This window comes from Cupriavidus cauae, from assembly GCF_026210475.1.
Classification (GTDB): Bacteria; Pseudomonadota; Gammaproteobacteria; order Burkholderiales; family Burkholderiaceae; genus Cupriavidus; species Cupriavidus cauae.
In genome coordinates this window covers 1,203,141-1,227,735 of record NZ_CP080293.1, presented here as the reverse complement: position 1 = coordinate 1,227,735, position 24,595 = coordinate 1,203,141, and the positions used below count along the sequence as shown (strand labels likewise).

The window sequence follows — 24,595 nt, the reverse complement described above, 5'->3', positions numbered from 1 at the left end:
TCGAACACCGTCGCCGTGGTGATGTCCGGGGCCTGGCGCCAGCAGGGTTTTGCCGGCGGCGCCTGAACGCCGAACGTTCGGCTATTCCGGCTGCACGCCGGCCGCGCGGATGACCTGGTCCCAGCGCGCCTTCTCGCTGGCCATGGTCTGGCGCAGCGAGGCCGGCGCGGTGCCGGCCGGCATGAAGTACTGCGCCCGCATCTGCGCGCGCACGCTGTCGCTGCCGATGATCTTCACCAGTTCGCGATAGAGCCGGTCGACGATGGGCGCCGGCGTGCCGGCCGGGGCCAGCACCGCCTGCCACGAGATCGCCTCGAAGCCCGGATAGCCGGATTCGGCCACGGTTGGCACCGACGGCAGCAGGCTGGTGCGACCGCTGGTCGTGACCGCGAGCACGCGCAGCCTGCCCGCATTGACCTGCGGCATAGCGATCGCCGGCACCATGAAGGCGGCCTGGATCTGCCCGGCGATCATCGCCGCCGCGATCTGCGGAAAGCCGGGATACGGGATGTGTTCGAGCGAGATTCCGGCCCGCGCCTTCAGCTGCTCCATCGCCAGATGCGCGGCGCTGCCGTTGCCGACCGAGCCGTAATTGAGCGCACCGGGCCGCTCGCGCGCCAGCGCGACGAACTCGCGCAGATCGCGCACGCCGGTGCGCGGGTCGACCACCAGCACGTTGGGCGAGGTCGCGACCAGCGTGATCGGCGCCAGCTGGCGCACCGGATCGTAGGGCAGATGGCGCGACAGCGTCGGCGCCGTGACCAGCGGACCGTTGATGGTGAACAGCAGCGTGTAGCCGTCCGGCGCGGCGCGGGCGACCTGCCCGGTGCCGATATTGCCGCCGGCGCCCGGCCGGTTCTCGATCACCACCGGCTGGCCCAGCGCCTGCGCCAGCGGGTCGGAAATCAAGCGCGCGATCAGGTCCGGGGACGATCCGGGCGGAAACGGCACCACCATGCGCAGCGGCCGCGAGGGCCAGTCCTTGCCGGCCGCCAACAGAGAGCGCGGCAGCGCCAGCGCCCCGCCGCAGGCGGCCAGCGCGCCCAGCCAATGCCGGCGTGATTTCAGGCGATCCGGTGCGGTCATTCGTCGCGCGCGTCGCGTTGCAGCAGCTGCGTGACCGCGTCGGCCACCGCCAAGCCCTCGAACAGCACCGCGCAAACGGCGCGCGTGATCGGCATCTCGACGCCATGCTGGTCCGCCAGTGCCGCCACGGCCTGCGCGCAGCGCACGCCCTCGGCGACGTGGCCCAGTTCGGCCAGCACCTGCTCCAGCGTCCGGCCGCCGGCCAGCTGCTGGCCGACCTTGCGGTTGCGCGACAGATCGCCGGTGGCGGTCAGGATCAGGTCGCCCATGCCGGCCAGGCCCATGAAGGTCTCGGCACGTCCGCCCAGCGCCAGCCCCAGCCGCGTCATCTCGGCAAGGCCGCGCGTGACCAGCGCGGCGCGGGCATTGAGCCCGAGGCCGAGCCCATCGCTGGCGCCGGTGGCGATCGCCAGCACGTTCTTGACCGCGCCGCCGACCTCGACGCCAACCAGATCGTCGCTGCCGTAGATCCGCATCGCGCGATGGTGGAAGGCGCGCTGCGCGAGTTCCGCGATCGCCGGCGCATTGCCGGCCACGGTCAGCGCGCACGGCAGCCCCAGCGCGACCTCGCGCGCGAAGCTCGGTCCCGTCAGCACGCCGTACTCGACCGGCACCGAGGCGCCGGCCGCCGCCAGTTCCTCGGCCACCATCTGATGCGGCATCGCGTGCGTGCCGGCCTCGAAGCCCTTGCACAGCCACAGCATGCGCAGCGGCACGCCGTGCGCGGAGGCCTCGGTGGCCAGGCGCCGCGTCATCTCGCGCAAACCCGACACCGGCGTGGCGACGATCACCAGCCCGTCAGGCGCGCACAGCGCGTGCGCGGCCGCACGGGCGAAATCGGCCTCGAAGCCGAGTCGCTCGGACAGCGGCACGCCCGGCAGATAGTCCGCATTGACGCCGGAGGCCGCCATCGCGGCGAGCTGGCCGGCGTCCCGGCCCCACAGCACGACCGCGTGCGCGGCGGCGGCATGGCTGGCCAGCGCGGTGCCCCAGGCGCCGGCTCCGAGAAAGGCGAGGTTCATGGTCGTGGCGTTGGTCGGTAGCGTTGGTCGTGGCGTTGGTCGATGGCGGTCGAGAGATCAGCCCGCTGCATGCCCGACGGTGGACGCGATGTCAGCGATGACAGCATCGCAGCGATGTCCGTGGTCATAGCGAAGTCAGCGGTCGCAGCGATGTCGGCGATGTCGGCGATGTCGGCGATGTCGGCGATGTCGGCGATGTCGGCGATGTCGGCGATGTCGGCTATGGCGTCGATGGCGTCGATGTCATCGATTGAAGCTATAGACGCAAAAAGGCGGAACGGGGCCGCAGCCCCGTTCCGCCGGCAGATATTTCGACGATCAGTGACGTGCCTGCGTGCCATCGGGCATCACGATGCCGGCGCCGCCGCCTTCCGCCTGTGCCTGCTCCATCGCCGCCTGCAGGCGCTGCTCGTACAGCGCCTGGAAGTTGATTTCCGACAGATGGATGGCCTGGAAGCCCGCGCGGGTGATCACGTCGGCGATATTGCTGCGCAGGTACGGATACAGGATGGTCGGGCAGGCGATGCCCAGCAGCGGATCGAGCTGTTCGTCCGGCACGTTGCGGATATCGAAGATGCCGGCCTGATGGGCCTCGACCAGGAAGGCGACCTTGTCCTGCACCTTGGTGGTGACCGTGCCGGTCACGACGACCTCGAAGATGCCGTCCGTCAGCTGCGAGGCGCCGACGTTGACCTGCACTTCGACCGAAGGCGCTTCGGTTTCGAGGAAGATCTGCGGCGAATTCGGCTGCTCCAGCGACATGTCCTTCAGGTAGACGCGCTGGATATTGAAGTACGGTTGATCGTCCTGCTGCTGATTGGTTTGCTGGTCGCTCATGGATGGCTGCCCGAATGGCGGGAATGAAACGTGGCGGGAAGGGGACGGGCTGCGGACGGCCGCGCGCCAGGCGGCGGCCAACCGCGTGGTCCGGTTGGAAAACGCATATGGTACATGACGCGGATGACGAATTCATCCGCGTGGGGGGCGGATCAGGCAGCCAGCAGCGGCGCCAGGCCCCCTTGGCGATCGAGCGCGGACAGATCGTCGAAGCCGCCGACGTGGCGGTCGTCGATATAGATCTGCGGCACGGTGCGGCGACCGGTGCGGCTCATCATTTCCTCGCGCTTGCCGGGCTCGCGGTCGATCATGATCTTCTCGATCGTCTCGACCCCCTTCGAGCGCAGCAGGCGCTCGGCCATCTGGCAATACGGACACACCATCGTGCTGTACATGACGACGCGGGCCATGCGCTTATCTCCTTGCATCTTGCGGTTCGGACCGGCGCCGCCGCTGCGGTGGCAGCGGCGGCCGGTCGACTTCCGGACTGTACCAGCGTCGGGCGGGGCCTGCTGACGGCCCGCCCGAGCACGGCATCGGCCCGGCTGGGGACTTACTTGACCAGCGGCAGACCGGCCTGCTGCCAGGCGGCCACGCCGCCTTCCAGGGAATAGACCTCGCCGAAGCCGGCCTGCTTCAGTGCCGCGTGCGCCTTGGACGAACGCTGGCCGGTCTGGCATACGACGATGATGGGGGCGGACTTGTCCTTCGCAAGGCTGGCCGCGCGATTGGCCAGCTCGGCCAGCGGCGCGCTCCTGGCCTGCGGCAGGTGGCCCTTGGCATATTCGGCCGGTTCGCGGATATCGACCACGACGGCGCCGCGCTTGTTGATCAGCTGCGTCGCCGTGGTCGCATTGACCGTCTTGCCGCCCGCGCTGCGCGAAATGGTGGGCCAGGCCAGCAGGCCGCCCGACACCACCGCGAGGGCGATCAGGGCAAGGTTGTTGTAGTCGGCGAAGAAATTCACGTTGGGTTTCCGGTGGGTTGTGTCGGCGGCATTATAAAATAGCCGGTTTCGCGCCCAGGCCCTGTCCGTTGGGCCGGTTCGCGTGGCGTTCACCGCGGCCGGCAAGTGGCCCGCGAGCGGCGCGCGCAGCATTCTCACTCTTTGGAAGCAGCATGTACAAACTCGTTCTCATCCGCCACGGCGAATCGACCTGGAATCTGGAAAACCGCTTCACCGGCTGGGTCGACGTGGACCTGACCGAAACCGGCGCGCAGCAGGCCCGCCAGGCCGGCCAACTGCTGAAGGACGCCGGCTTCGCCTTCGACGTGGCCTATACCTCGGTGCTCAAGCGCGCGATCCGCACGCTGTGGCATGTGCAGGACGAGATGGACCTGATGTGGATCCCGGTGCGCAACGAATGGCGCCTCAACGAGCGCCACTACGGTGCGCTGGCGGGCCTGAACAAGGCCGAGACGGCCGCCAAGTTCGGCGACGAGCAGGTGCTGGTCTGGCGCCGCAGCTACGACACCCCGCCCCCCGCGCTCGAGCCGACCGATCCGCGCGCCTCGTATGACGATCCGCGCTATGCCAACGTGCCGCGCGAACTGATTCCGCTGACCGAATGCCTGAAGGACACGGTCGCCCGCGTGCTGCCGCTCTGGAACGAATCGATCGCACCGGACATCAAAGCCGGAAAGCGCGTGGTGATCGCGGCCCATGGCAACAGCATCCGCGCGCTGGTGAAGTACCTCGACCAGATTTCCGATGACGATATCGTGGGCCTCAATATCCCGAACGGCACGCCGCTCGTGTACGAACTCGACGCCGAACTGCGGCCGATCCGGCATTACTACCTGGGCGACCAGGAAGCGATCGCCGCCTCGCTGGCCGCTGTCGCCAGCCAGGGCAAGGCCCGCTGAGCCGGACCCGCCAGCCTTGGCGCATCAAGGCCTGCGCCGCATCGCGGCGCGGCCTTTTTTTCCGCCCGCTCTTATACTGTCGGTCAGACCGGACCGGCAGCGCCCCTTGCGCCACGCCGCAACCGGCGCAATCCACGGCGCCCTGGCCGGCGCCAATCAACGTTCAGGCAGCCCACATGCGTAAGACGCTCAAGAACATCAGCCTTGTCTCCGCGGGACTCGTTGCCGGCGTGCTCGCCACGCTGCAGCTGTCCGCGACCGCGCAGAACTCCTCGGGGCCGCTGCCCCTGGAGCAGTTGCGGCTGATGGCGGACATATTCGGGCAGATCAAGCGCGAGTACGTCGAGCCGGTCGACGACAAGAAGCTGCTGACCGAAGCCATCAAGGGCATGGTCGCCAGCCTCGACCCGCATTCGTCGTATCTGGACGCCAAGGACTTCAAGGAACTGCAGGAAGGCACGCGCGGCCGTTTCGCGGGCCTGGGCATCGAGATCTCGCAGGAAGAGGGCCTGGTCAAGGTCATCAATCCGATCGAGGACACGCCCGCCTTTCGCGCCGGCATCCAGCCCGGCGACCTGATCACCCGCATCGACGACAAGCCGGTGCGCGGCCTGCCGCTGGAACAGGCGGTCAAGCGCATGCGCGGCGAGCCGGGCACCAAGGTCACGCTGACGATCTACCGCAAGAGCGAGGAACGCACCTTCCCGGTGTCGATCACGCGCGCCGAGATCCGCGTGCAGTCGGTCAAGGCCAAGATGGTCGATCCGGCCATCGGCTGGGTCCGCCTGACCAGCTTCCAGGAACGCACCGTGGCCGACCTGGGCCGACGCCTGGCCGAGCTGGCGCAGAAGAATCCGAACATGAAGGGCCTGGTGCTGGACCTGCGCAACAACGGCGGCGGCGTGCTGCAGGGCGCGGTCGGCGTGTCCGCGGCCTTCCTGCCGGAGGACGTGACCGTGGTCTCGACCAACGGCCAGGTGCCCGACGCCAAGCGGGTCTACAAGACCAACTTCAACAACTACCGGCTGTCGTCGGTCGAGGACGATCCGCTGAAGGATCTGCCGCCGCTGTTCAAGAAGATCCCGATGGTGGTGCTGACCAACGCCTATTCGGCGTCGGCCTCGGAAATCGTCGCGGGCGCGCTGCAGGACCACAAGCGCGCGCTGATCATGGGCAAGACCACGTTCGGCAAGGGCTCGGTGCAGACCGTGCGGCCGCTGACGAACGACACCGGCATCAAGCTGACCATCGCGTACTACTACACGCCGTCGGGCAAGTCGATCCAGGCCAAGGGCATCCGTCCGGACATCCCGGTCGACCAGAATCCGGAAGGCGATCCGGACGACGCGCTGATCACGCGCGAGATCGACACCGAGCGCCATCTGCACAACAAGCAGGAATCGGAAGAAGCCGAGATGACCGAGCGCGAGCAGCGCCGCGTCGAGGAACTGCGACGGCTCGAGGAAGAGAACGCGAAGAAGTCGCCGGAGGAGCGCGAGAAGGAACGGCGCAAGAAGCCGATCGAGTTCGGCACCGCCGAGGACTTCATGCTGCAGCAGGCGATCCACCAGCTCAAGGGCGAGCCGATCAAGCGCTCGCGCTCCAAGCTCGAGGCGACGCCGGTGTCCGACAGCAAGGTGCCGAAGGGCCCGGTCAAGGCCGATCCGTCCAAGCGCGCACCCGCTCCGGACGCCAAGCCCGCCGCGCCCGAAGTGAAGCCGGACAGCAAGCCGCCGGCGAGCGCGCCGATGGGCAAGCCGCTCGGCACGCCGACCGGCAAGGCGCCCTGACCACGTTCGCGAACGAAGCCTGAACGCGTAGACCGACGCATCGCGGCGGGACCCCGGTCCCGCCGCCCGCCCGATGAACGACGACCAACTGCTGCGCTACTCGCGGCACATCCTGCTCGATGAGCTGGGCATCGAAGGCCAGGGCCGGCTGCTGGCCGGCCGCGCGCTGGTGATCGGCGCCGGCGGCCTGGGCGCCGCGGCGCTGCCCTATCTGGCCTCGGCCGGCGTCGGCACCATCGTCGTGGTCGACAACGACGACGTCGACCTGACCAATCTGCAACGCCAGATCCTGCACACCACCGCCAATGTCGGCCGGCCCAAGGTCGAGTCGGCGCGCGAAGGCATGCTGCGGATCAATCCCGAGATCGATGTGCGGCTGGTGCCGGCGCGCGTCGGCGACAGCGAACTGGATGTGCTGGTGCGCGACGCCGACGTGGTGCTGGACTGCTGCGACAACTTCGCCACGCGCCATGCGGTCAACCGCGCCTGCGTCGCGCATCGCGTGCCGCTGGTCTCCGGCGCGGCGCTGCGCTTCGACGGGCAGATCAGCGTGTTCGATCGCCGGCGCGACGATGCGCCGTGCTACGCCTGCCTGTTTCCGCCGTCGGAGAACGCGCCGGAGGCCGCCTGCGCGACCATGGGCGTGTTCGCGCCGCTGGTCGGCATGGTCGGCACCGTGCAGGCCGCCGAGGCGCTGAAGCTGATCGCCGGCGTGGGCGAGACGCTGGCCGGACGACTGCTAATGGTGGATGCGTTCCGCATGGAATGGACCACGATGGCGCTGGCGCGCACGCCCGACTGCGAGGTTTGCGGCGGGCATTGAAGGCGCCGCGGTCCCGCTCTCTCCCCTACTCCTCTTCCGCCCGCGGAGCGGAAAAACCCACCGGCCGGCCGGCTCCGTTGTTCAGCGAGCGATCTGCCGCTGTACGGTCGCCTGATTGCGCAGATATTCGCGCACTGCCTGCCGATCGCCGCGGAACACGATGCGGCTCTCCCTCGCCTCGCGCTGGTAGTCGTACATCGGGTCGTAGTAATGGCGCAGCAGCACCGCGATCCAGACGCGGTGCTCGTCGACCTCGCCGCTCTGCGCCTGGCGTTGCAGCGCATGGGCGAGCAGCGCGGCCAGGCGCTCGTAGCGCTGGCCGCCGAGTCGGCGCGAGATGCCGGCCAGCGCGTCGCGCATCCGTTCCGAGAAGGCGTCGAAGCCCTTGTCCGGCCCATGCGCGGCGACATATTCGGCCGCCAGATCGACCACATAATCGTGCAGCACGCGTTCGACGCGCGCCTCGAACGGTTCGTCCAGCCACACCAGCGGACTCGCCTGCATGCGGGCGTACAGCCGCGGCGGCACGTCGCGGCTGCCGATGAAGCGGCCCTCGTCTTCCACCACCAGCGTGCCGGCGCCGGCGGCGCGCCGCCGCAGCAGATCGATCGCCAGCCCGTTCTCGAAGTTGATCTGCGTCGGCTGCGGACGTGCGCGCCGGCCGAAGCTGGAGCCCCGATGCGCGGCATGGCCTTCGAGATCGACCCCGCTGTCGAGCTCGGCCAGCAGCGCGGTCTTGCCGCTGCCCGTCAGGCCGCCGAGCACCAGCCAGTCGCATTCCGTGACGGCGGCGTCCAGCGATTCGATCAGGAACGTCCGCATCGCCTTGTAGCCGCCGGTGACGCGCGGATAGTCGATGCCGGCCTCGCGCAGCCATTGCTGCGAGATCTGCGAGCGCAGGCCGCCGCGGAAGCAGTACAGATAGCCGTCGGGATGGCACCGTGCGAATTCGGCCCAGGCCGCCACCCTCATCGCCTTGCGCTCGCCGCTGACCAGCGCATGGCCGAGCGCGATCGCCGCCTGCTGGCCTTCCTCCTTGTAGCGGCAGCCGACCTGGTGGCGTTCGTCGTCGTCCATCAACGGCAGATTGACCGCGCCCGGGAAGGCGCCGCGCGCGAACTCGGTCGGCGCGCGCACGTCCAGCATCGGCACGCCGGACAGCAGCAGCGCCCGATAGTCGGCGCTGTCCGGCCTTGCGGTGAGCGATGACCCGGGCATGCGGTCCATCAGCACACCACCACGGCGTGATCGGCGCGCTCGGTCATTTCCCCGATGCATTCGAGCGCGAGGCCGCATTCGGCCGCCACGGCGAGGAATTCCTGTTCGCCCGCGGGCTCGACCGCGACCAGCAGCCCCCCGCTGGTCTGCGGATCGCACAGCACCGCGCGCCGTGCCGCGTCCAGTTCGCCGTCGGCACAGGCGATCCGGTGTCCGTAGCTGGCGAAGTTGCGCTGGGTGCCGCCGGGCACGCAGCCGGCGGCGACGTACTCGCGCACGCCCGGCAGCAACGGCACCGCAGCGTGGTCCAGCCGCGCGGTCAGCCCGCTGCCGTCGGCCATTTCGACCAGATGGCCGAGCAGGCCGAAGCCGGTCACGTCGGTCATCGCGCGCACCGCCTCGAGCCGGCCGAAGCGGCTGCCGGGACGGTTCAGCCGGCACATCCAGTCGGTCGCCAGGCGGCTGTGTTCGTCGCGCAGCTTGCCCTGCTTGCCGGCGGTGGTCAGCACGCCGATGCCCAGCGGCTTGGTCAGATACAGCCGGCAGCCGGCGCGCGCGGTGTCGTTGCGCTTCAGATGCGCGCGCTCGACCATGCCGGTCACGGCCAGGCCGAAGATCGGCTCGGGCGCATCGATCGAATGCCCGCCGGCCAGTGCGATGCCGGCCTCGTCGCAGGCGCGCCGCCCGCCGGCCACCACTTCGCGCGCGACCTCGGGCGGCAGCACATTGACCGGCCAGCCCAGGATCGCGATGGCGAGCAGTGGATCGCCGCCCATCGCATAGACGTCGCTGATCGCATTGGTGGCCGCGATACGGCCGAAGTCGAAGGGATCGTCGACCACCGGCATGAAGAAGTCGGTGGTCGAGACCAGCGCGCGGCCCTCGTCGCTGCCATCGATCGCGTAGACCGCTGCGTCATCGCGTGAGGCGTTGCCGACCCACAGCCGCGGGTCCAGGTGCTGCGGCCCGCTGCCGGCCAGGATCACGTCGAGCACCTGCGGCGAAATCTTGCAGCCGCAGCCGGCGCCGTGGCTGTATTGCGTCAATCGGATGGGTTCCGGCATGGGGATGTCCTCTCTGGGAAATCGGACCGCGGAGGTGGCGGCAGCGCTGGAGATCGGAGTCGGGATGGAGTCGACCGGTAGATGGGACCGGAGATGAGAAACCGAATGGGAATGAGAGGGATTCAAGCTGCGAAGCGCGCGGCGGCGGGCGGCTCGGTGAGGCGCCGCTGACGACCGCCTGGCCCGGAAACTGGCGTTGCGGGGCCTTGCGGGTCCTGCCGCGGCCGGGCTTTACTGCTCGCCCGGCTCCATCTGCGATTGCAGATAGTTCTGCAGGCCGACCTTGTCGATCAGGTCCAGCTGCGTTTCCAGATACTCGATGTGCTCTTCGGTATCGGTCAGGATGTCGACCAGAATCTCGCGGCTGACATAGTCGCCGACCGATTCACAGTAGGCGATGCCTTCCTTGACCGTCACGTGAGCGGTCTGCTCCAGCTTCAGGTCGCACTTGAGCATCTCGGGCGTGTCTTCGCCGATCAGCAGCTTGTGCAGGTCCTGCAGGTTGGGCAGTCCGTCGAGCATCAGAATGCGTTCGATCAGCCGGTCGGCATGCTTCATTTCGCCGATCGATTCCTTGTACTCCACGTCGCCGAGCTTCTTGAGGCCCCAGTGGCGATACATACGGGCGTGCAGGAAATACTGGTTGACCGCGGTCAGCTCGTTGGTGAGCTGCGCATTCAGATACTGGATGACCTTCTTGTCACCTTTCATCGGGGGCTCCTGTTGCTACGGGCCCGCAAAAACGCGACGCGGCGCTGGTTGCGCCGCGTGCAGTCAGAGGAAAACGACGAAGACACGCGCCGATCGCCGGTCTGCGATCGGGAGGCGTGTTCAGGCAACCAGCTCGGTTTGCTGGTCGTTCGCGACTGCCGGGTCCCGTGTGTCCATTATGGCACGCGGTCCCGACGAGGAACAGGAGGAAAACTGGACGACGTGAACGGTCTGGGCCGTCACCGTGGTGGAAGCGCCGTGGCAGGACGCTGCAACGCCCTCGGCGAGAACCTGCTGCGCGCAATCGCGGCAGCGGCCGCAGCAAGTGCCGACGCCGAGCGTTTCAGCCAGCTCGTCGAGCGTGGACACGCCCAGCTGGACGGCGCCATGGATCTCGCGATCGGTTACCTGGTTGCAGATGCAGACGTACACAAAGCCTCCTTGGGGCAGCGCGGACACCGGCATGTCCTGACTGTTGGAGGCAGAATAACAGAGATCAAAAATGATAACAATTCCCATTAAGAAACAGAAACATCATAGGGGAATTGGAATCACTTCCTTCCAAATCAAGGGCTTAGGCCGTCACGTGGCGGCTCGCCACGCGGTCCAAGAAGCACTTATGGAGCACAAGGAAGGGCCGCTATAACCCCGCGAGTTTCAGGGTTGTGACAGTCGCGCCAGCGCGGCGGCGGCCTCTTCCGGCTCGTAGGCGCACAGCACCTGTTCGACCAGGCCCTCCAGCCGGGTGCAGTCCGCATGCAGGATCTCCTGCTTGACGCGCAGCAGCTGGGCGGGGTGCATCGAGAACTCGCGCAGGCCCATGCCGAGCAGCAGCCGGGTCATCGCCGGGTCGCCCGCCATCTCGCCGCAGACGGCGACCGGCACGCCGGCGTGATTTGCCTCGCGGATGGTGCGCGCGATCAGTTGCAGCACCGCGGGATGCAGCGGGTCGTACAGATGCGCGACGGCGTTGTCGGCGCGGTCGATCGCCAGCGTGTACTGGATCAGGTCGTTGGTGCCGATCGACAGGAAGTCCATGCGCCGCAGGAACAGCGGCAGCAGCAGCACCGCGGCCGGGATCTCGATCATCGCGCCGACCTTCAGGTTGGGATCGTAGGCGACCCCGCGCTGATCGAGCTCGTGCTTGGCGCGCGCCACCAGTTCCAGCGTCTGGTCGATCTCGCGCGCATGCGCCAGCATCGGGAACAGCAGCCGCACCGGCCCGAAGGCCGAGGCGCGCAGCAGCGCGCGCAGCTGGGTCAGGAACATCGCCGGCTCGGACAGCGACCAGCGGATCGCGCGCAAGCCCAGCGCGGGATTGAGCGCGGTCTCGTATTCCTCGGCACGGCCGTCGCGCCCGTCGCGGAAATCCAGCAGCGGCTTGTCGGCGCCGATGTCGATGGTGCGGATGGTGACCGGCAGCCCGCGCATCGCCTCGACCGCGCGGCGGTAGGCCTCGAACTGTTCGTCCTCGCCGGGCAGTTCGCCGCGCCGGTTCATGAACAGGAATTCGGAGCGGAACAGGCCCACGCCGACCGCGCCGGCGGCCAGCGCGGCGGACGCGTCCTCGGCCATCTCGATATTGGCCAGCAGATCGATCTCGATGCCGTCCAGCGTCACCGCGGGCGTATGCCGCAGCCGCTGCAGCCGCTTGTTCTCGAGCGCCCGCTCGCTCTGCCGATGACGGTATTCCTCGAGGATGATCGGCGTCGGGTCGACGATCACCAGCCCGGCATCGCCGTCGATGATGATCCAGTCATCCTGGCGGATCAGCTCGCTCGCGTTCTGCACGCCGACCGCGGCCGGAATGTCGAGGCTGCGCGCGACGATCGCGGTATGCGAGGTGCGCCCGCCCAGGTCGGTGACGAAGCCGTGGAACACGGTATGGCGGAACTGCAGCATGTCGGCCGGCGAGATGTCGTGGGCGACCACGATCACGCCGGGGGTGGGCTGGCCGTCGGCCGCCACCGCGGGCACCGGCGCCGGCGTCAGCACCGGCGCGCCGGCCAGCACCTTCAGGATCCGTTCGACCACCTGCTCGATATCGGCCTTGCGCTCGCGCAGGTATTCGTCCTCGATCTCGTCGAACTGGCGCATCAGGTCCTCGAGCCGCGTCGTCAGCGCCCATTCGGCGTTGTAGCGGCGCTCGCGGATCAGCCTTTCGGCCTCGCGCGACAGCATCTCGTCGTCGAGGATCATCGCGTGCACGTCGAGGAAGGCGCCCATCTCCTCCGGCGCATCGCGCGGCAGGTCGCGCTTGAGCGCCGCCAGTTCGGCCCGCACCGCGGTCCGCGCGTTGCGCAGCCGCAGCACCTCGTCCTCGAGCCGGTCTTCGTCGACCAGGTAATGGGACACGTCGAGCGCGGCCGGCGCCAGCAGGTGGGCGCGCCCGATCGCAACGCCGCGCGAGACTGGGATGCCGTGCAGGGCGAATGGCATGAACCGCTCCGTTCAGGAACGTTGATGAAATCCGGACAGGGCCTGCGCCCTCACTCTCCCTCGCCGAAGCGGTTGGCGATCAGCGCGGTCAGCGCATCCATCGCCTCCTGCTCGTCGGGTCCCTCGGTTTCGATCGTGACCGTCGAGCCGATGCCCGCGGCCAGCATCATCACACCCATGATGCTCTTGGCGTCGACCTGGCGCCCGTTGCGCGACATCCTGACCTGGCTGACAAAACTGCCCGCCAGTTGCGTGAGCTTGGCGGAGGCGCGGGCATGCAGCCCGAGCTTATTGATGATGGTGATGTCCCTCTGCAGCATACTTGTCGGGGTGATTGGCGATCTGGTTCTGTACGGTGGTCGAGCCGATCTGCAGCACGCCTTGCGAGCCGCCGGCGAGCGCCTTGGTGGCGAGCTGGTCCAGCTTTTCGGAGCGGTAGCAGATCGCCCGCACGAGCATCGGCAGATTGACGCCGGCGAGCACCTTGATCCGGCCCGGCTCGGCGAGCCGGGCGGCGATATTGGCGGGGGTGGCGCCGAAGATGTCGGTCAGCACCAGCGCCCCATTGTCTTCGATCACCGAGGCCAGGCATCGGCGCGCCTCGGCCAGCACGGCCGCGGGCTCCGCATCCGGAGCGACGTCGATCGCCTCGAGCCGCTTGGGCTCGCCGCAATAGACATGCGCGGCGCAGTCCCGCAGCGCGGAAGCGAGCGGCGCGTGCGCGATGATCAGAATGCCTGCCATGATGGTGAATCCTGTGGATTGCCGCGATTGTAGCAGGCGGGGTAACGGCGCCGTCGCGTGAAAGCAGTCCGGCGCCCGCGCTCAGGCGCCCTTCGCGGCCGCCCGCGCCGCGACCGCCCGCTCCAGCGCGTCGATGAACATGCCGGCCACCGGGAAACCGGTCTGCTGCATGATCTCCTGGAAGCAAGTCGGGCTGGTCACGTTGACCTCGGTCAGGTAGTCGCCGATCGCGTCGAGTCCCACCAGCAGCAGGCCGCGCTGCCACAGCACCGGCGCCAGCGTCTGCGCGATCTCGCGGTCGCGCTCCGACAGCGGCTGCGCGCGGCCGGTGCCGCCCGCCGCCAGATTGCCGCGCACCTCGCCGGCCATCGGCACGCGCGCCAGCGCGTACGGCACCGGCTCGCCGCCGATCAGCAGGATGCGCTTGTCGCCGTCCTTGATCGCGGGGATATAGCGCTGCGCCATCAGCGTGCGCGCGCCGTTCGCCCCGAGCGTCTCGATGATCGCGCCCAGGTTCATGCCGTCCGCGCCGACGCGGAACACGCCCATGCCGCCCATGCCGTCCAGCGGCTTGACGATGATGTCGCGATGCTCGGCATGGAAGGCGCGGATGCGGGCCGCATCGCGCGTGACCAGCGTCGGCGTGATGAACTGCGGGAACTGCGCGATCGCCACCTTCTCGGAATGGTCGCGGATCGCCTGCGGCTTGTTGAAGACGTTGGCGCCCTGCGACTCGGCCAGCTCCAGCAGCCAGGTGCTGGTCACGTACTCCATGTCGAACGGCGGGTCCTTGCGCATCAGCACCGCGTCGAAGGCCGGCACCGGCATCGCCGCCGGGGCATCGAGGCGGAACCAGGCGGCGTGGCCATGGCCGTGGTCATGGGCGTGATCGTGACCGTCATCGTTGCCCTGCCCGGCCTCCAGCAGATGCAGCCGCTGCGCGACCGCCTCCACCGCGCCGCCGACCAGCGACAGCTGCGACTGCAGGCAGAAGAACAGCTCGTGGCCGCGCGAGGCGGCCTCGACCATCATCGCGTAGGTGGAGTCCTTGTAGGTCTTGAAGGTCTCGAGCGGATCGGTAATGAACAGAATGCGCATGCTGGCGAGTTCCGGTTGTCGTGCCCGTTGTCGGTCGTGGTCGTGCCCGTTGTGCCCGTTGTGCCCGTTGCCCCGTTACAGGATCGGGTTGGGGTCGGTCTTTTCCAGTTCCAGCGAGGCCGCCAGCAGCGCGAGCCGCGCCACCACGCCATACATGTAGAACCGGTTGGGCACCGCCGCGCCCGGCTTGGCATGCGTGTCCGGAATGCTGTTGGGCGCGAACGCCAGCGGCACGAAATGCATGCCCGGCGCGTTCAGGTTCTCGTCGACGCCGCGGCCGGTATGGACGCGGTAGAAGCCCCCGACCACGTACCGGTCGATCATGTAGACCACCGGCTCGGCCACCGCCTCGTTGACCTTCTCGAAGGTATGCACGCCTTCCTGGATGATCACGTCGTTGACCTCGAGGCCTTCCTTGACGACGCTCATCTTGTTGCGTTCCTTGCGGTTCAGGCCCTTGACCTCGGCCGGATCGCGCACCGTCATCACGCCCATGCCGTAGGTGCCGGCATCGGCCTTGACCACCACGTACGGCGTTTCCTTGATGCCGTACTCGCGGTACTTCTTGGCGATCTTCTTGAGCACGCCCTCGACCGCGTCGGCCAGCGCGTCCTCGCCGACCCGCTCATGGAAGTCGATGCCGCCGACCTTGGCGAAGTACGGGTTGATCATCCACTGGTCGATATCGATCAGCTTGGCGAATTTCTTGGCGACCTCGTCATAGGCCGAGAAGTGCGAGGACTTGCGCCGCGTCGACCAGCCCGCGTGCAGGGGCGGCAGCACGTACTGCTCGTTGATGTTCTCGAGGATCGGCGGCACGCCGGCCGACAGGTCGTTGTTCAGCAGGATCGAACAGGGATCGAAGTCCTTGAGCCCCAGCCGGCGGTCCTTGGTGCCCAGCCGGGTCAGCGGCTCGACCACCAGGGTCTGGCCGTCGGGCAGCTCGATCGGGGTCGGTTCGGTAATGTCCTCGGACAGCGAGCCCAGCCGGACATTGAGCCCCGCCTGGCGCATGATCAGCGACAGCCGCGCCACGTTCTGCAGATAGAACATATTGCGGGTATGGCGCTCGGGGATCAGCAGCAGGTTCTTGGCGTCCGGACAGATCTTCTCGATCGCCGCCATCGCCGCCTGCACCGCCAGCGGCAGCATTTCGGGCGCCAGATTGTTGAAACCGCCGGGGAACAGATTGGTATCGACCGGGGCCAGCTTGAAGCCGGCGTTGCGCAGATCGACCGAACAGTAGAACGGAGGGGTATGCTCCTGCCATTCCAGACGGAACCACCGCTCGATGGACGGGGTCGCGTCCAGTATCTTCTTTTCCAGTTCGAGCAGGGGGCCGTTCAGCGCGGTGATGAGGTGCGGGACCATATCCATCCTATTGATCGTCTTTATCGTCCGCCCCGATTGTAGAGGAACGGCCAATTGCATGCAGATGGCATGCCAATGCCGGCGAAACGGGAAAATGTCCGATCGTTTCCGCCTTGGGCTAACAATATGGGGATGGGCCGCGGAATTCAAAGAGCGCGGGGAGCGCCGTCGCGAGGGCAAAAAAAAACGCGGCTTCGCCGCGTTTCAAGTGGCCTGACAGATACGGGGAGCGTTCTGCAGGTGGAGGAAACTGCCTCACCTGCACTCTATGCGGGTGCTGTCCTTAACACAAATGAAGGATATTGAATTCGGATTTAAGCGGATGGCGAACAGTGCTTGCCAACCTGGCGGCAAGCCGCGCCAGTGCTGGCTTTGCCGGCGGTCCGCCAATAAAAAAGCCCGGCACGCGGCCGGGCAAAACTCCTGAGAGAAGATTCCCAATCAGCTCTCCAGCACAACACCGTGGGCGCTGCGGGGGCGGCAAGCCGTGGGTCCCCGCATCGCATGTTTCGCCGGCATCAGGCCTCGTAGGCGGTCTCGCCGTGCGAGGTGATGTCCAGGCCTTCGCGCTCCTCGTCCTCGGGCACGCGCAGGCCGATCAGCAGGTCCACCAGCTTGAAGGCGACGAAGGCCACCACCGCCGACCACACCACGGTGGTCAGCACGCCCTCGGTCTGCACCCAGACCTGGCTCGCGATCGAATAGTTGTCCGAGACCTTGTTGGCCACGTAGTCGTAGATGCCCACGCCGCCCAGGCTCGGCGCCGCGAACACGCCGGTCAGGATCGCCCCGGCGATGCCGCCGACGCCATGCACGCCGAACACGTCCAGCGAGTCGTCCGCGCCCAGCAGCCGCTTCAGGCCGGTCACGCCCCACAGGCACAGCAGGCCCGCCACCAGGCCCATCACGATCGAGCCCATCGGGCCGACGAAGCCGGCGGCCGGGGTAATCGCCACCAGGCCGGCCACCGCGCCGGACGCGCCGCCCAGCATCGACGGCTTGCCCTTGGTGATCCACTCGCCGAAGGTCCACGCCAGCACCGCCGCGCAGGTCGCCAGCAGCGTGTTGACGAAGGCCAGCGCCGCGCCGCCGCTCGCTTCCAGGCCCGAGCCGGCGTTGAAGCCGAACCAGCCGAACCACAGCAGCGAGGCGCCGACCATGGTGAAGGTCAGGCTGTGCGGGCGCAGCGCCTCGCGGCCGAAGCCGATCCGCTTGCCGAACATGTAGGCACCGACCAGGCCCGCCACCGCGGCGTTGATATGCACCACGGTGCCGCCGGCGTAGTCGAGCGCGCCCTTCTGGAACAGCCAGCCGGCCTTGGCCGTCGCCGCCTCGGCGGCCGCCGCGTCGGTGTAGGCATCCGGACCGGGCCAGAACCAGACCATATGGGCCATCGGGATATAGGCGAAGGTGAACCACAGCACGATGAACACCAGGACCGCGGAGAAGCGGGCGCGCTCGGCGAAGGCGCCAATGATCAGGCTGCAGGTGATCGCCGCGAACGCGCACTGGAAGGCGAAGAAGCCCAGCTCCGGAATCACCACGCCCTTGCTGAAGGTCGCCGTCACCGCTTCCGGCGTCAGGCCCTTCATGAACAGCCGGTCGGTGCCGCCGAAGAAGGCGTTGCCCTCGGTGAAGGCGAAGCTGTAGCCGTAGATGGCCCACAGTAGCGCCACCAGCGAGAAGATCACCAGGCACTGCATCAGCACCGACAGCATGTTCTTCGAGCGGACCAGGCCGCCGTAGAACAGCGCCAGGCCGGGCAGCGTCATCAGGATCACGAAGGCCGTGCACATCAGCAGCCAGGCCACGTCGCCCTTGTTGGGGGTCGGCGCGGCGGCGGGCGCCGCGGCTTCCGCGGCTGCGGGAGCCGGGGCCGTTGCGGCGGCAGGCGCAGCAGGCGCGGCAGCCGGGGCGGCAGGCGCCGTGGCGGCGGCCGAAGCCTCGGCGGCGGGCTTGTCCTGGGCCGCGGCCGGGCCGGACAGCGCCATGCCCGCCGTGCCCAGGGCCAGCGCCATCGCGCCGGCCGTCAGGAATCGTTTGAACCAGCTAGTCATCTGAATACCCTCTTGTCGCTTTTGTCGCGCTTGTGGCTTGTATCGCGTGTGTGTTTGCGTCCGGCGTGCCGTTACAGGGCGTCGCCGCCGGTCTCCCCGGTACGGATCCGGATGACCTGCTCGATCGGTGCGACGAAGATCTTGCCGTCGCCGATCTTGCCGGTGCGGGCCGACTTCTCGATCGCCTCGATGGCGCGGTCGACCACGTCGTCGGGCACCGCCACCTCGATCTTGACCTTGGGCAGAAAGTCGACGATGTATTCGGCGCCGCGGTACAGCTCGGTATGGCCCTTCTGCCGGCCGAAGCCCTTGACCTCGGTAACGGTGATGCCGGACACGCCCACGTCCGACAGCGCTTCACGCACTTCGTCGAGCTTGAACGGCTTGATGACGGCGATGATCAGTTTCATCCGTGTTCTCCTGAGAGCGCGGCCCCGTTCCAGCCGGGGCCCGCTCGTGCTGACCGTGAATTAGAAAGTCTTGGTGAGCGTGGCAACCACCGTGGCCTTGCCCATGTAGCGGCCCGAGGTGTTGGTGTAGACGCCGCGCTTGGCATTGGTGTCGACATACGAGACCGCGGCCGAGAAACCGTTGCCCAGGTCCTTGGTCAGGCCGAGCTTCCAGTCGGTGTACGAGGCGTCCGACACGTTCTGCACCTTCTGGTAGCCGACGTGCGCGTTCAGCGTCAGGCCCCAGAACTCGAGCGGCACGTTGGCCGACAGGTCGACGTACCAGCTGTTCTTGCTGTCGTAGAAGCCGAACAGGTTGGTCGGCGCGTACGAATACTTGAGGAACACCGGGCCGTAGCCGATGCCCGCGTACAGCTCGGTGGTGTACGGGCGGGTGAAGTTGGCCGGATAGTCGCCGGGGTAGTAGTACTGCAGCACGCCGACGTCGTAGTTCCACTTGCCGTCGCCGAAGGTGTTCTTGAAGCCGGCGTAGAAGTCCATCTCGATCGGGGCCGACACCTCGTCGTTGCTGTCGTTCAGCCAGCTGATGCTCGAGTTCCAGTTGCCCGCGTAGAAGCCGCTCGCATGGCTGTAGTCGAAGCCGCCCTGGATCGCCGGCCGGCGATTGGTCTGCATGATCCCGCGGTAGCGGTATTCGGAGGCCAGCGTCACGTTCGCCGTGAACGTATGCGGCGAGGCCGCTTCGGCGGTCGCGGGCGCGCTCTGCGCCAGTGCGGTGGTGGCGGAACCGCACAGCGTCAGCGCGCCGATGGCGAGGGCCAGCGTCTTCATGGATTTCTTCTCCTTTTCCTTGGGCTCGGGACTTCTCTGTCAGGGCGGATACTGCAACTGCCATGCCAGGGTCCGGCGTGGCGCGGGCGCGCATGGACAGCCCTGACGGCACGCTGAACGCCTCGTATGCAAGCCGGTTTCCATCTGCCTTCGAAAAGCCCGCAACACGGGGCTGGGCGCGCCGCGCCGGGTTAAATGCTGTGTCCGGCGGGGCGAAGCCGCTTTTCCCGGCGCGCTTCACGGGCCATAATCCGCCCATGCCACCGGCTGGTGCCGGCCGCCGCCACGGGCGCGCGCTGCACCGATACCGTGCAGATGCGCCCATCCGGCCGCTCCCGCCGCCCCCGATCGATGCACCCCCACGGTGCAGAAGGAGAAACGATGAAACCCACCGATCTCTTCAACGACCTGCAGAGCAAGGTCAGCGAGGTCCTGCGCAATTCGCCCGCCAAGGACATCGAGAAGAACGTCCGCAGCATGATGACCCAGGGCTTTGCCAAGCTCGATCTGGTCACGCGCGAGGAATTCGACGTGCAGTCGCAGGTGCTCGCCCGCACGCGCGCACGGCTCGAGGAGCTGGAGATGCGAGTCGCGGACCTGGAACGGCGCGCCGGCATGGCGGGCGCGGCGGGTGTGGGCCCGGCCACGGTCGGCACCGCCGGCGCCGGCACCACGGCCTCGGCCACCTCGGTACCGGGCTCGACCACGCCCGAGCCGGGCACCGGGCCGGCAAACCCGGGGCTGGCCGGCTGAACGCGCCAGACCTCACGTCATGCGAAGGCCGCCGGGCAACCGGCGGCCTTCTGCGTTTACGGCGGCGTTAATAAATCGGTGACATGCCGGATCGCCCTTCCACCGCCTTCGTCCACCGCATTCGTCTACCGCATTCGTCTACCGCATTCGTCTACCGCATTCGTCTACCGCATTCGTCTACCGCATTCGTCCACCGCCTTGGTCCGTCGCCCAGGCCCATCACCCTCGTCCATCTTTCCTCCACCTCTTCTTCTTTCCCCTGGTCGCCCCCATGCACCTCGCCGTCCTGCGCAGCCGCGCCCTGACCGGCATCGACGCGCCGCCGGTCTCGGTCGAAATCCATCTGGCCAACGGCCTGCCCGCCTTCGCCATCGTCGGGCTGGCCGAGACCGAGGTGCGCGAGAGCCGCGAGCGCGTGCGCGCCGCGATCCTGAACTGCGGCTTCGAATTCCCGAACCGCCGCATCACCGTCAATCTGGCCCCGGCCGATCTGCCCAAGGAATCGGGCCGCTTCGACCTGGCCATCGCGTTGGGCATCCTGGCGGCCAGCGGACAGATTCCGGCGGCGGCGCTGGACGGCTACGAGTTCGCGGCGGAGCTGTCGCTGTCGGGCGCGCTGCGGCCGGTGCGCGGCGCGCTGGCGATGGCGATGGGGCTGGCGCGCGAGCAGGCCGGCACGGTGCGCGGCTCGGCGAGTGGCACGGTGCGCGGGTCGGCGAGCGGCTTGGCGAGTGGCACAGCGGGCGGCTTGGCGGGTGGCTCAGCGGCGGCTTGGCGGGTGGCTCAGCGGGTGGCTCAGCGGGCGGCACAGAGTGCGGCTTGGCGGGCAACACAACCGGCGGACCGGCACGCGCCTTCGTGGTCGCGGCCGGCAACGGCGCCGAGGCCGCGCTGGTGGAGTCGATCACCGTGCTGGCGGCCGCTTCGCTGCCCGAGGTCTGCGCGCACCTGGCCCGCACCGGCCCGCCGCTGGCGCGGGCCAGGCCCGTGACGGCGGCGCCCGTCGATGGCTCGTCCGCGGGCATGCCGGACATGCGCGACGTGCGCGGCCAGGGGCAGGCGCGCCGCGCGATGGAGGTGGCGGCGGCCGGGCAGCACTCGGCCCTGCTGATCGGCCCGCCAGGCACCGGCAAGTCGATGCTGGCGCAGCGCTTTCCCGGGCTGCTGCCGCCGATGACGCTGCAGGAGGCGCTCGAGTCCGCCGCGGTGCTGAGCCTGACCGGCGCCGGCTTCCAGAGCGAGCGCTGGGGCCGCCGGCCGTTCCGGGCGCCGCACCATACCGCCTCGGCGGCCGCGATGGTCGGCGGTGGCGGCGATCCGCGCCCGGGCGAGATCTCGCTGGCGCATCACGGCGTGCTGTTCCTCGACGAGTTGCCCGAGTTCGACCGGCGCGTGCTGGAGGTCCTGCGCGAGCCGCTCGAATCCGGCCGCATCACGATCTCGCGTGCGGGCCGGCAGGCCGACTTCCCGGCGCGCTTCCAGTTCGTCGCGGCTTTTGTGACAAGCGTCAGTTGTTAAGGAGTTAGGTCGTATGGCTCCCTGCTTCATACGTCCGTGTTCGATAGATGGGCGTCGGCGGAGACGGCTCCCTTGAGTCGAAAGTGTCGTTTCGTCGGATTTGTCCCGCGATCTAGGAGCTTTGCAATCGTGGCGTGAGGGCATAGGCGAATTCGCGGTCGATATGGTTCTCCAAGTCGTCAGTCCTCCGCCTGTGGCAACATTGAGTCCTAATAAGAAACAGGGACGGGCCGATGCAAATAATTCAGAAGATTGCGGCTTGGGCTGCAGAGCAGCCGGCGTGGGTCGATGACGCAGTGCGGCGGCTTATTGCCGGCAATCTGACTTCTAAGGACCTGCAGGACTTGGCTGCCCTAGCAAAGTCCGCGCACGGGTTGCCCGACCCTGAGGGCCGCGTCGCGGTACGGCTTGACCCGAGGACATTACCTGTGGATGCCCACGCCGGCGCGGACGTCAGCTTGATCGCGCTGCGCTCGCCCGAGTACCTGAATGCGATTGATCCCGGGCAAGCGTTGACGTTTCAGGCGGCGGGACTGACCATCGTGTATGGCCACAACGGCGCAGGGAAGTCAGGCTACGCAAGGATATTAAAAAAGGCCTGTCGCGCACGCAACGTCGAGGACCTCCTTTCTGATGTATATGTTGAGTTGAAGGGTCCGGCGCCCACCAGCGCAATCTTTGACTGGAGCGAGGGGCAGGCAGCTCAGTCGCAGAAGTGGACGGTCGGAACCGTTCCGCCGGCCCCGCTTTCGCAGATGTCCGTCTTCGATGCCCACTGTGCACGCGTGTTTGTGGACAACCAGGCAAAGGTCCTGTTCGTGCCCAACGGCATGGAGATTCTTCACGGACTCTCCGATGCTTTCGGCGCCGTCCAGCGTCTGATTGAAGCCGACAGAACCGCAAACACCTTCGATCAGACCCAACTTTCACCGCTCGCAGGTTCGACCGTCGTTGGTCGGCTGCACGCCCAACTCGGAAGAAAAAGCGATCCGGAGGCATTTAAGAAACTCGCCGTGTTGTCGGAAGAAGAGGAGGCAGAGCGAAACGTGCTCAGCAAGCTTTTCGGAGACGAAGACCCGATCAAGCTCGCCGCAGTCGTCCGCCGCAAAGCAACGCGCGTTGACACCCTGTGCAATGAGCTCGCAGCCTTGGAGGCCCCTCTTTTGGATGAGGCCATCGGCCAGCTAGCGGCTGCCTTCGTTGCCATGGCTGCGGCAGAGGCTGCATCGAAGCTGGCAGCAGATACACTTCAGGCTCAGGGCGCAAAAGTCGTCGGGACTGGTACTGTGCTATGGGAGACCTTGCTACGCAGCGCGATGAAGTATGCAACAGAGGTTGCGTACCCGGGTCACGAATTTCCGGGACCAGACCGCGACGCGTACTGCGTGCTCTGCCAGCAGCCGCTTGCCGACGAAGCTACGGAAAGGCTGAAGTCCTTCGTTGCGTTTCTGGAGGCCGATGCGCAGAAAAAAGCCACAGAGGCCCGCGAGCTCACCAAGAAGCTGTATCGAGCGATTTCATCACTCAACTTCGACACATTTCCATCTGATCGCGCGTTCTTGGACGAACTCCACGAAAGCGAACCGACATTGGCAGCCGCCATCGATGAATACACAACCGCTCTGAAGGCTCGTCAGGCGAGGGTGGTCGCAATGGCGCCGAACCGAAAATTGGATCGTCTGGAACCGCTGCCTGCGTCCCCGGTACCAACCATAAAGGAATTGCACGGCAGGTATGTTAACGAGGCCGGGCAGCTTATGAAGGCGATGACGCCTGAGGAGCGCGAGCAAAAGAGCAAGGTGCTTGCCGATCTGGATGCTAGGACGAAGCTTGCGGGGCTTCTCCCCAAGGTGCTAGAAGCAATAGAGTGGCACAGGCGTGATCATGCATTTGGCGAGGCCATAAAAGGATGTAGTACTCGCTCTATCACTGGCAAGACGACCGAGCTATACGAAGCGCATGTCACGGAGGAACTTCGCTCAGCCTTTACGCAAGAGCTCGCGAATCTCGGCCTCGGCGGGCTAGATGTCATCCTAGAGATGACGGGGCAAAAAGGTGCCCGCATGCAACAGCTCAGGCTCCGTACCGCACCACAGCACGCACGCGCGAAGGTCTCAGATATCCTCAGTGAGGGCGAGCAGCGAGTCATCGCCATGGCTCTGTTCCTGGCGGAGATCGGCATTGAGCCCGGCAAGTCGGGCCTCATCTTTGACGACCCCGTGTCGTCGCTGGACCATGTGCGTCGCGAGAGAATCGCGAAGCGCCTTGTTCTCGAAGGCAAGAAGCGCCAGATCATTGTGTTTACGCACGACCTAGCCTTTGCCTGGACATTAAAGGACTTCGCCGATAAGCACGGCGTTGCCCACGTGGATCGTCACGTCTTCTCGGCGGGCGCGAAAAAAGGGTTCTGCGGCGACGGCCTCCCCTTCGAAGGAAAGAAGCTTAGCGCGAGAATCAATGAGCTTCGAGACCACGCTCAACGAGCAAGGAAAGCACTGGAAGAGCAGCACAACCATGAGCTGTACAACGACATGGTGCGCAACGGCTACCGAAGGATGCGAGACACCTGGGAGCTGCTCATCGAGGAGCATCTGTTCGCAGGCACCGTGAAGCGCTTCAGACGTTCCATTGAGACCTCGAAGCTACGGTGCGTTTCCGTCGGCGATCCGGAAGCCGCTGCTGTATACAACGGCATGACGCGGTGCTCGAACTTCACGCACGAAGGCGGCGCCGAAGCGCCACCGGCACTGCCAGGACCAGAGGAGTTTCTTGCCGACGTGGAACAGCTTGCGGCGGCGCTGACGTTGATCGATGAGAACAAGAACGCCACGGAAAAGCGACGCAAGCAAGCTGGCCTGGCGACGTAGATCTGAATACGAGCGGGGTCGGGGTAGGCTTGCAAGTCGACGCCGACGCATTTGCCAGGTGCCGGGCGCGAGAACACGTGCAAACGGTAG

Annotated in this window: 22 protein-coding genes and 2 pseudogenes; 6 read left to right on the top strand and 18 right to left on the bottom strand. The window is 67.1% G+C overall.

The window, feature by feature from the left end:
* Window positions 1–81: 81 nt before the first annotated feature.
* The 6 genes from KZ686_RS05500 to KZ686_RS05475 all read right to left on the bottom strand — a co-directional run bounded on the left by KZ686_RS05500 (window position 82) and on the right by KZ686_RS05475 (window position 3,912).
* Entirely contained in the window at window positions 82–1,086 is a 1,005-nt protein-coding gene (locus KZ686_RS05500) for a Bug family tripartite tricarboxylate transporter substrate binding protein (protein ID WP_407648514.1), read from the bottom strand.
* Window positions 1,083–2,108: an NAD(P)H-dependent glycerol-3-phosphate dehydrogenase gene (locus tag KZ686_RS05495; RefSeq protein ID WP_226108135.1), complete on the bottom strand. Its 1,026-nt coding sequence runs from the start codon at window positions 2,106–2,108 to the stop codon at window positions 1,083–1,085. Before KZ686_RS05495 ends, KZ686_RS05500 begins: the two co-directional genes overlap by 4 nt.
* Window positions 2,105–2,449: a hypothetical protein gene (locus KZ686_RS05490; RefSeq protein ID WP_265633197.1), complete on the bottom strand. Its 345-nt coding sequence runs from the start codon at window positions 2,447–2,449 to the stop codon at window positions 2,105–2,107. Before KZ686_RS05490 ends, KZ686_RS05495 begins: the two co-directional genes overlap by 4 nt.
* Entirely contained in the window at window positions 2,427–2,945 is a 519-nt protein-coding gene (gene secB / locus KZ686_RS05485; protein WP_149317143.1) for a protein-export chaperone SecB, read from the bottom strand. The genes KZ686_RS05490 and secB overlap by 23 nt, the downstream gene beginning before the upstream one ends.
* A gap of 152 nt (window positions 2,946–3,097) precedes the next feature.
* Window positions 3,098–3,355, bottom strand: a complete 258-nt coding sequence (gene grxC / locus KZ686_RS05480) for a glutaredoxin 3 (protein ID WP_006579210.1) — start codon at window positions 3,353–3,355, stop codon at window positions 3,098–3,100.
* Between the two features lie 143 nt (window positions 3,356–3,498).
* Window positions 3,499–3,912, bottom strand: a complete 414-nt coding sequence (locus KZ686_RS05475) for a rhodanese-like domain-containing protein (RefSeq protein WP_149317586.1) — start codon at window positions 3,910–3,912, stop codon at window positions 3,499–3,501.
* Between the two features lie 152 nt (window positions 3,913–4,064).
* Between KZ686_RS05475 and gpmA the strand changes: the two genes are divergently transcribed.
* The 3 genes from gpmA (at window position 4,065) to KZ686_RS05460 (ending at window position 7,424) form a co-directional block, all read left to right on the top strand.
* A complete protein-coding gene (gene gpmA, locus KZ686_RS05470) occupies window positions 4,065–4,811 on the top strand; it encodes a 2,3-diphosphoglycerate-dependent phosphoglycerate mutase (RefSeq protein ID WP_149317144.1) in 747 nt (248 codons plus the stop codon).
* Between the two features lie 176 nt (window positions 4,812–4,987).
* Entirely contained in the window at window positions 4,988–6,601 is a 1,614-nt protein-coding gene (locus KZ686_RS05465; RefSeq protein WP_150083649.1) for a S41 family peptidase, read from the top strand.
* 73 nt (window positions 6,602–6,674) lie between these two features.
* Window positions 6,675–7,424 carry a HesA/MoeB/ThiF family protein gene (locus tag KZ686_RS05460; RefSeq protein WP_150083650.1) on the top strand — a complete coding sequence of 250 codons (750 nt, stop codon included), beginning with the start codon at window positions 6,675–6,677 and terminating at the stop codon, window positions 7,422–7,424.
* A gap of 81 nt (window positions 7,425–7,505) precedes the next feature.
* On the opposite strand, the gene mnmH is transcribed toward KZ686_RS05460, so the two are convergent.
* The 12 genes from mnmH to KZ686_RS05400 form a co-directional block, all read right to left on the bottom strand.
* Entirely contained in the window at window positions 7,506–8,651 is a 1,146-nt protein-coding gene (gene mnmH, locus KZ686_RS05455) for a tRNA 2-selenouridine(34) synthase MnmH (protein WP_150083652.1), read from the bottom strand.
* Window positions 8,651–9,706, bottom strand: coding sequence for a selenide, water dikinase SelD (selD, locus tag KZ686_RS05450; RefSeq protein ID WP_149317148.1), 1,056 nt, complete (start codon window positions 9,704–9,706; stop codon window positions 8,651–8,653). The genes mnmH and selD overlap by 1 nt, the downstream gene beginning before the upstream one ends.
* 231 nt (window positions 9,707–9,937) lie before the next feature.
* Window positions 9,938–10,417, bottom strand: a complete 480-nt coding sequence (gene bfr / locus KZ686_RS05445; protein ID WP_053821000.1) for a bacterioferritin — start codon at window positions 10,415–10,417, stop codon at window positions 9,938–9,940.
* 120 nt (window positions 10,418–10,537) lie between these two features.
* Window positions 10,538–10,882 (bottom strand): bacterioferritin-associated ferredoxin, encoded by a 345-nt coding sequence (locus KZ686_RS05440; protein WP_395896001.1) that lies wholly within the window; start codon window positions 10,880–10,882, stop codon window positions 10,538–10,540.
* A gap of 192 nt (window positions 10,883–11,074) precedes the next feature.
* Window positions 11,075–12,856 carry a phosphoenolpyruvate--protein phosphotransferase gene (gene ptsP / locus KZ686_RS05435; RefSeq protein ID WP_149317149.1) on the bottom strand — a complete coding sequence of 594 codons (1,782 nt, stop codon included), beginning with the start codon at window positions 12,854–12,856 and terminating at the stop codon, window positions 11,075–11,077.
* Between the two features lie 50 nt (window positions 12,857–12,906).
* The gene (locus tag KZ686_RS05430) at window positions 12,907–13,176 is read right to left on the bottom strand and encodes an HPr family phosphocarrier protein (RefSeq protein ID WP_149317150.1); all 270 of its coding nucleotides are present in this window, start codon (window positions 13,174–13,176) and stop codon (window positions 12,907–12,909) included.
* Window positions 13,145–13,600: a PTS sugar transporter subunit IIA gene (locus tag KZ686_RS05425; RefSeq protein ID WP_149317151.1), complete on the bottom strand. Its 456-nt coding sequence runs from the start codon at window positions 13,598–13,600 to the stop codon at window positions 13,145–13,147. The genes KZ686_RS05430 and KZ686_RS05425 overlap by 32 nt, the downstream gene beginning before the upstream one ends.
* A gap of 81 nt (window positions 13,601–13,681) precedes the next feature.
* Complete coding sequence (gene gshB, locus KZ686_RS05420; protein WP_149317152.1) at window positions 13,682–14,698, bottom strand: glutathione synthase; 1,017 nt, start codon at window positions 14,696–14,698, stop codon at window positions 13,682–13,684.
* 75 nt (window positions 14,699–14,773) lie between these two features.
* Window positions 14,774–16,069, bottom strand: a complete 1,296-nt coding sequence (gene gshA, locus KZ686_RS05415; protein WP_149317153.1) for a glutamate--cysteine ligase — start codon at window positions 16,067–16,069, stop codon at window positions 14,774–14,776.
* Between the two features lie 518 nt (window positions 16,070–16,587).
* Window positions 16,588–18,126, bottom strand: coding sequence for an ammonium transporter (amt, locus tag KZ686_RS05410; protein WP_149317154.1), 1,539 nt, complete (start codon window positions 18,124–18,126; stop codon window positions 16,588–16,590).
* A gap of 71 nt (window positions 18,127–18,197) precedes the next feature.
* Complete coding sequence (locus KZ686_RS05405) at window positions 18,198–18,536, bottom strand: P-II family nitrogen regulator (RefSeq protein ID WP_006159494.1); 339 nt, start codon at window positions 18,534–18,536, stop codon at window positions 18,198–18,200.
* Between the two features lie 60 nt (window positions 18,537–18,596).
* On the bottom strand, window positions 18,597–19,367 hold the full coding sequence (locus tag KZ686_RS05400) for a TorF family putative porin (protein WP_149317155.1): 771 nt from the start codon (window positions 19,365–19,367) through the stop codon (window positions 18,597–18,599).
* A 381-nt stretch (window positions 19,368–19,748) separates the two neighbouring features.
* Here KZ686_RS05400 and KZ686_RS05395 point away from each other — a divergent pair.
* The 3 genes and pseudogenes from KZ686_RS05395 to KZ686_RS05385 all read left to right on the top strand — a co-directional run.
* A pseudogene (locus KZ686_RS05395) lies at window positions 19,749–19,997 on the top strand (accessory factor UbiK family protein); the annotation flags it as partial.
* 394 nt (window positions 19,998–20,391) lie between these two features.
* Window positions 20,392–21,614, top strand: a pseudogene (locus KZ686_RS05390) (YifB family Mg chelatase-like AAA ATPase); the annotation flags it as partial.
* A gap of 257 nt (window positions 21,615–21,871) precedes the next feature.
* Entirely contained in the window at window positions 21,872–24,505 is a 2,634-nt protein-coding gene (locus tag KZ686_RS05385; RefSeq protein WP_265633196.1) for an AAA family ATPase, read from the top strand.
* Window positions 24,506–24,595 lie beyond the last annotated feature (90 nt).

What these genes read in the sequence shown, in the direction of transcription:
- KZ686_RS05500 (WP_407648514.1), bottom strand. Translation starts at nt 1,086, where the DNA reads ATGACCGCACCGGATCGCCTGAAATCACGCCGGCATTGGCTGGGCGCG.
- KZ686_RS05495 (WP_226108135.1), bottom strand. Translation starts at nt 2,108, where the DNA reads ATGAACCTCGCCTTTCTCGGAGCCGGCGCCTGGGGCACCGCGCTGGCC.
- KZ686_RS05490 (WP_265633197.1), bottom strand. Translation starts at nt 2,449, where the DNA reads ATGGCACGCAGGCACGTCACTGATCGTCGAAATATCTGCCGGCGGAAC.
- secB (WP_149317143.1), bottom strand. Translation starts at nt 2,945, where the DNA reads ATGAGCGACCAGCAAACCAATCAGCAGCAGGACGATCAACCGTACTTC.
- grxC (WP_006579210.1), bottom strand. Translation starts at nt 3,355, where the DNA reads ATGGCCCGCGTCGTCATGTACAGCACGATGGTGTGTCCGTATTGCCAG.
- gpmA (WP_149317144.1), top strand. Translation starts at nt 4,065, where the DNA reads ATGTACAAACTCGTTCTCATCCGCCACGGCGAATCGACCTGGAATCTG.
- KZ686_RS05465 (WP_150083649.1), top strand. Translation starts at nt 4,988, where the DNA reads ATGCGTAAGACGCTCAAGAACATCAGCCTTGTCTCCGCGGGACTCGTT.
- KZ686_RS05460 (WP_150083650.1), top strand. Translation starts at nt 6,675, where the DNA reads ATGAACGACGACCAACTGCTGCGCTACTCGCGGCACATCCTGCTCGAT.
- mnmH (WP_150083652.1), bottom strand. Translation starts at nt 8,651, where the DNA reads ATGGACCGCATGCCCGGGTCATCGCTCACCGCAAGGCCGGACAGCGCC.
- selD (WP_149317148.1), bottom strand. Translation starts at nt 9,706, where the DNA reads ATGCCGGAACCCATCCGATTGACGCAATACAGCCACGGCGCCGGCTGC.
- bfr (WP_053821000.1), bottom strand. Translation starts at nt 10,417, where the DNA reads ATGAAAGGTGACAAGAAGGTCATCCAGTATCTGAATGCGCAGCTCACC.
- KZ686_RS05440 (WP_395896001.1), bottom strand. Translation starts at nt 10,882, where the DNA reads ATGCCGGTGTCCGCGCTGCCCCAAGGAGGCTTTGTGTACGTCTGCATC.
- ptsP (WP_149317149.1), bottom strand. Translation starts at nt 12,856, where the DNA reads ATGCCATTCGCCCTGCACGGCATCCCAGTCTCGCGCGGCGTTGCGATC.
- KZ686_RS05430 (WP_149317150.1), bottom strand. Translation starts at nt 13,176, where the DNA reads ATGCTGCAGAGGGACATCACCATCATCAATAAGCTCGGGCTGCATGCC.
- KZ686_RS05425 (WP_149317151.1), bottom strand. Translation starts at nt 13,600, where the DNA reads ATGGCAGGCATTCTGATCATCGCGCACGCGCCGCTCGCTTCCGCGCTG.
- gshB (WP_149317152.1), bottom strand. Translation starts at nt 14,698, where the DNA reads ATGCGCATTCTGTTCATTACCGATCCGCTCGAGACCTTCAAGACCTAC.
- gshA (WP_149317153.1), bottom strand. Translation starts at nt 16,069, where the DNA reads ATGGTCCCGCACCTCATCACCGCGCTGAACGGCCCCCTGCTCGAACTG.
- amt (WP_149317154.1), bottom strand. Translation starts at nt 18,126, where the DNA reads ATGACTAGCTGGTTCAAACGATTCCTGACGGCCGGCGCGATGGCGCTG.
- KZ686_RS05405 (WP_006159494.1), bottom strand. Translation starts at nt 18,536, where the DNA reads ATGAAACTGATCATCGCCGTCATCAAGCCGTTCAAGCTCGACGAAGTG.
- KZ686_RS05400 (WP_149317155.1), bottom strand. Translation starts at nt 19,367, where the DNA reads ATGAAGACGCTGGCCCTCGCCATCGGCGCGCTGACGCTGTGCGGTTCC.
- KZ686_RS05385 (WP_265633196.1), top strand. Translation starts at nt 21,872, where the DNA reads ATGCAAATAATTCAGAAGATTGCGGCTTGGGCTGCAGAGCAGCCGGCG.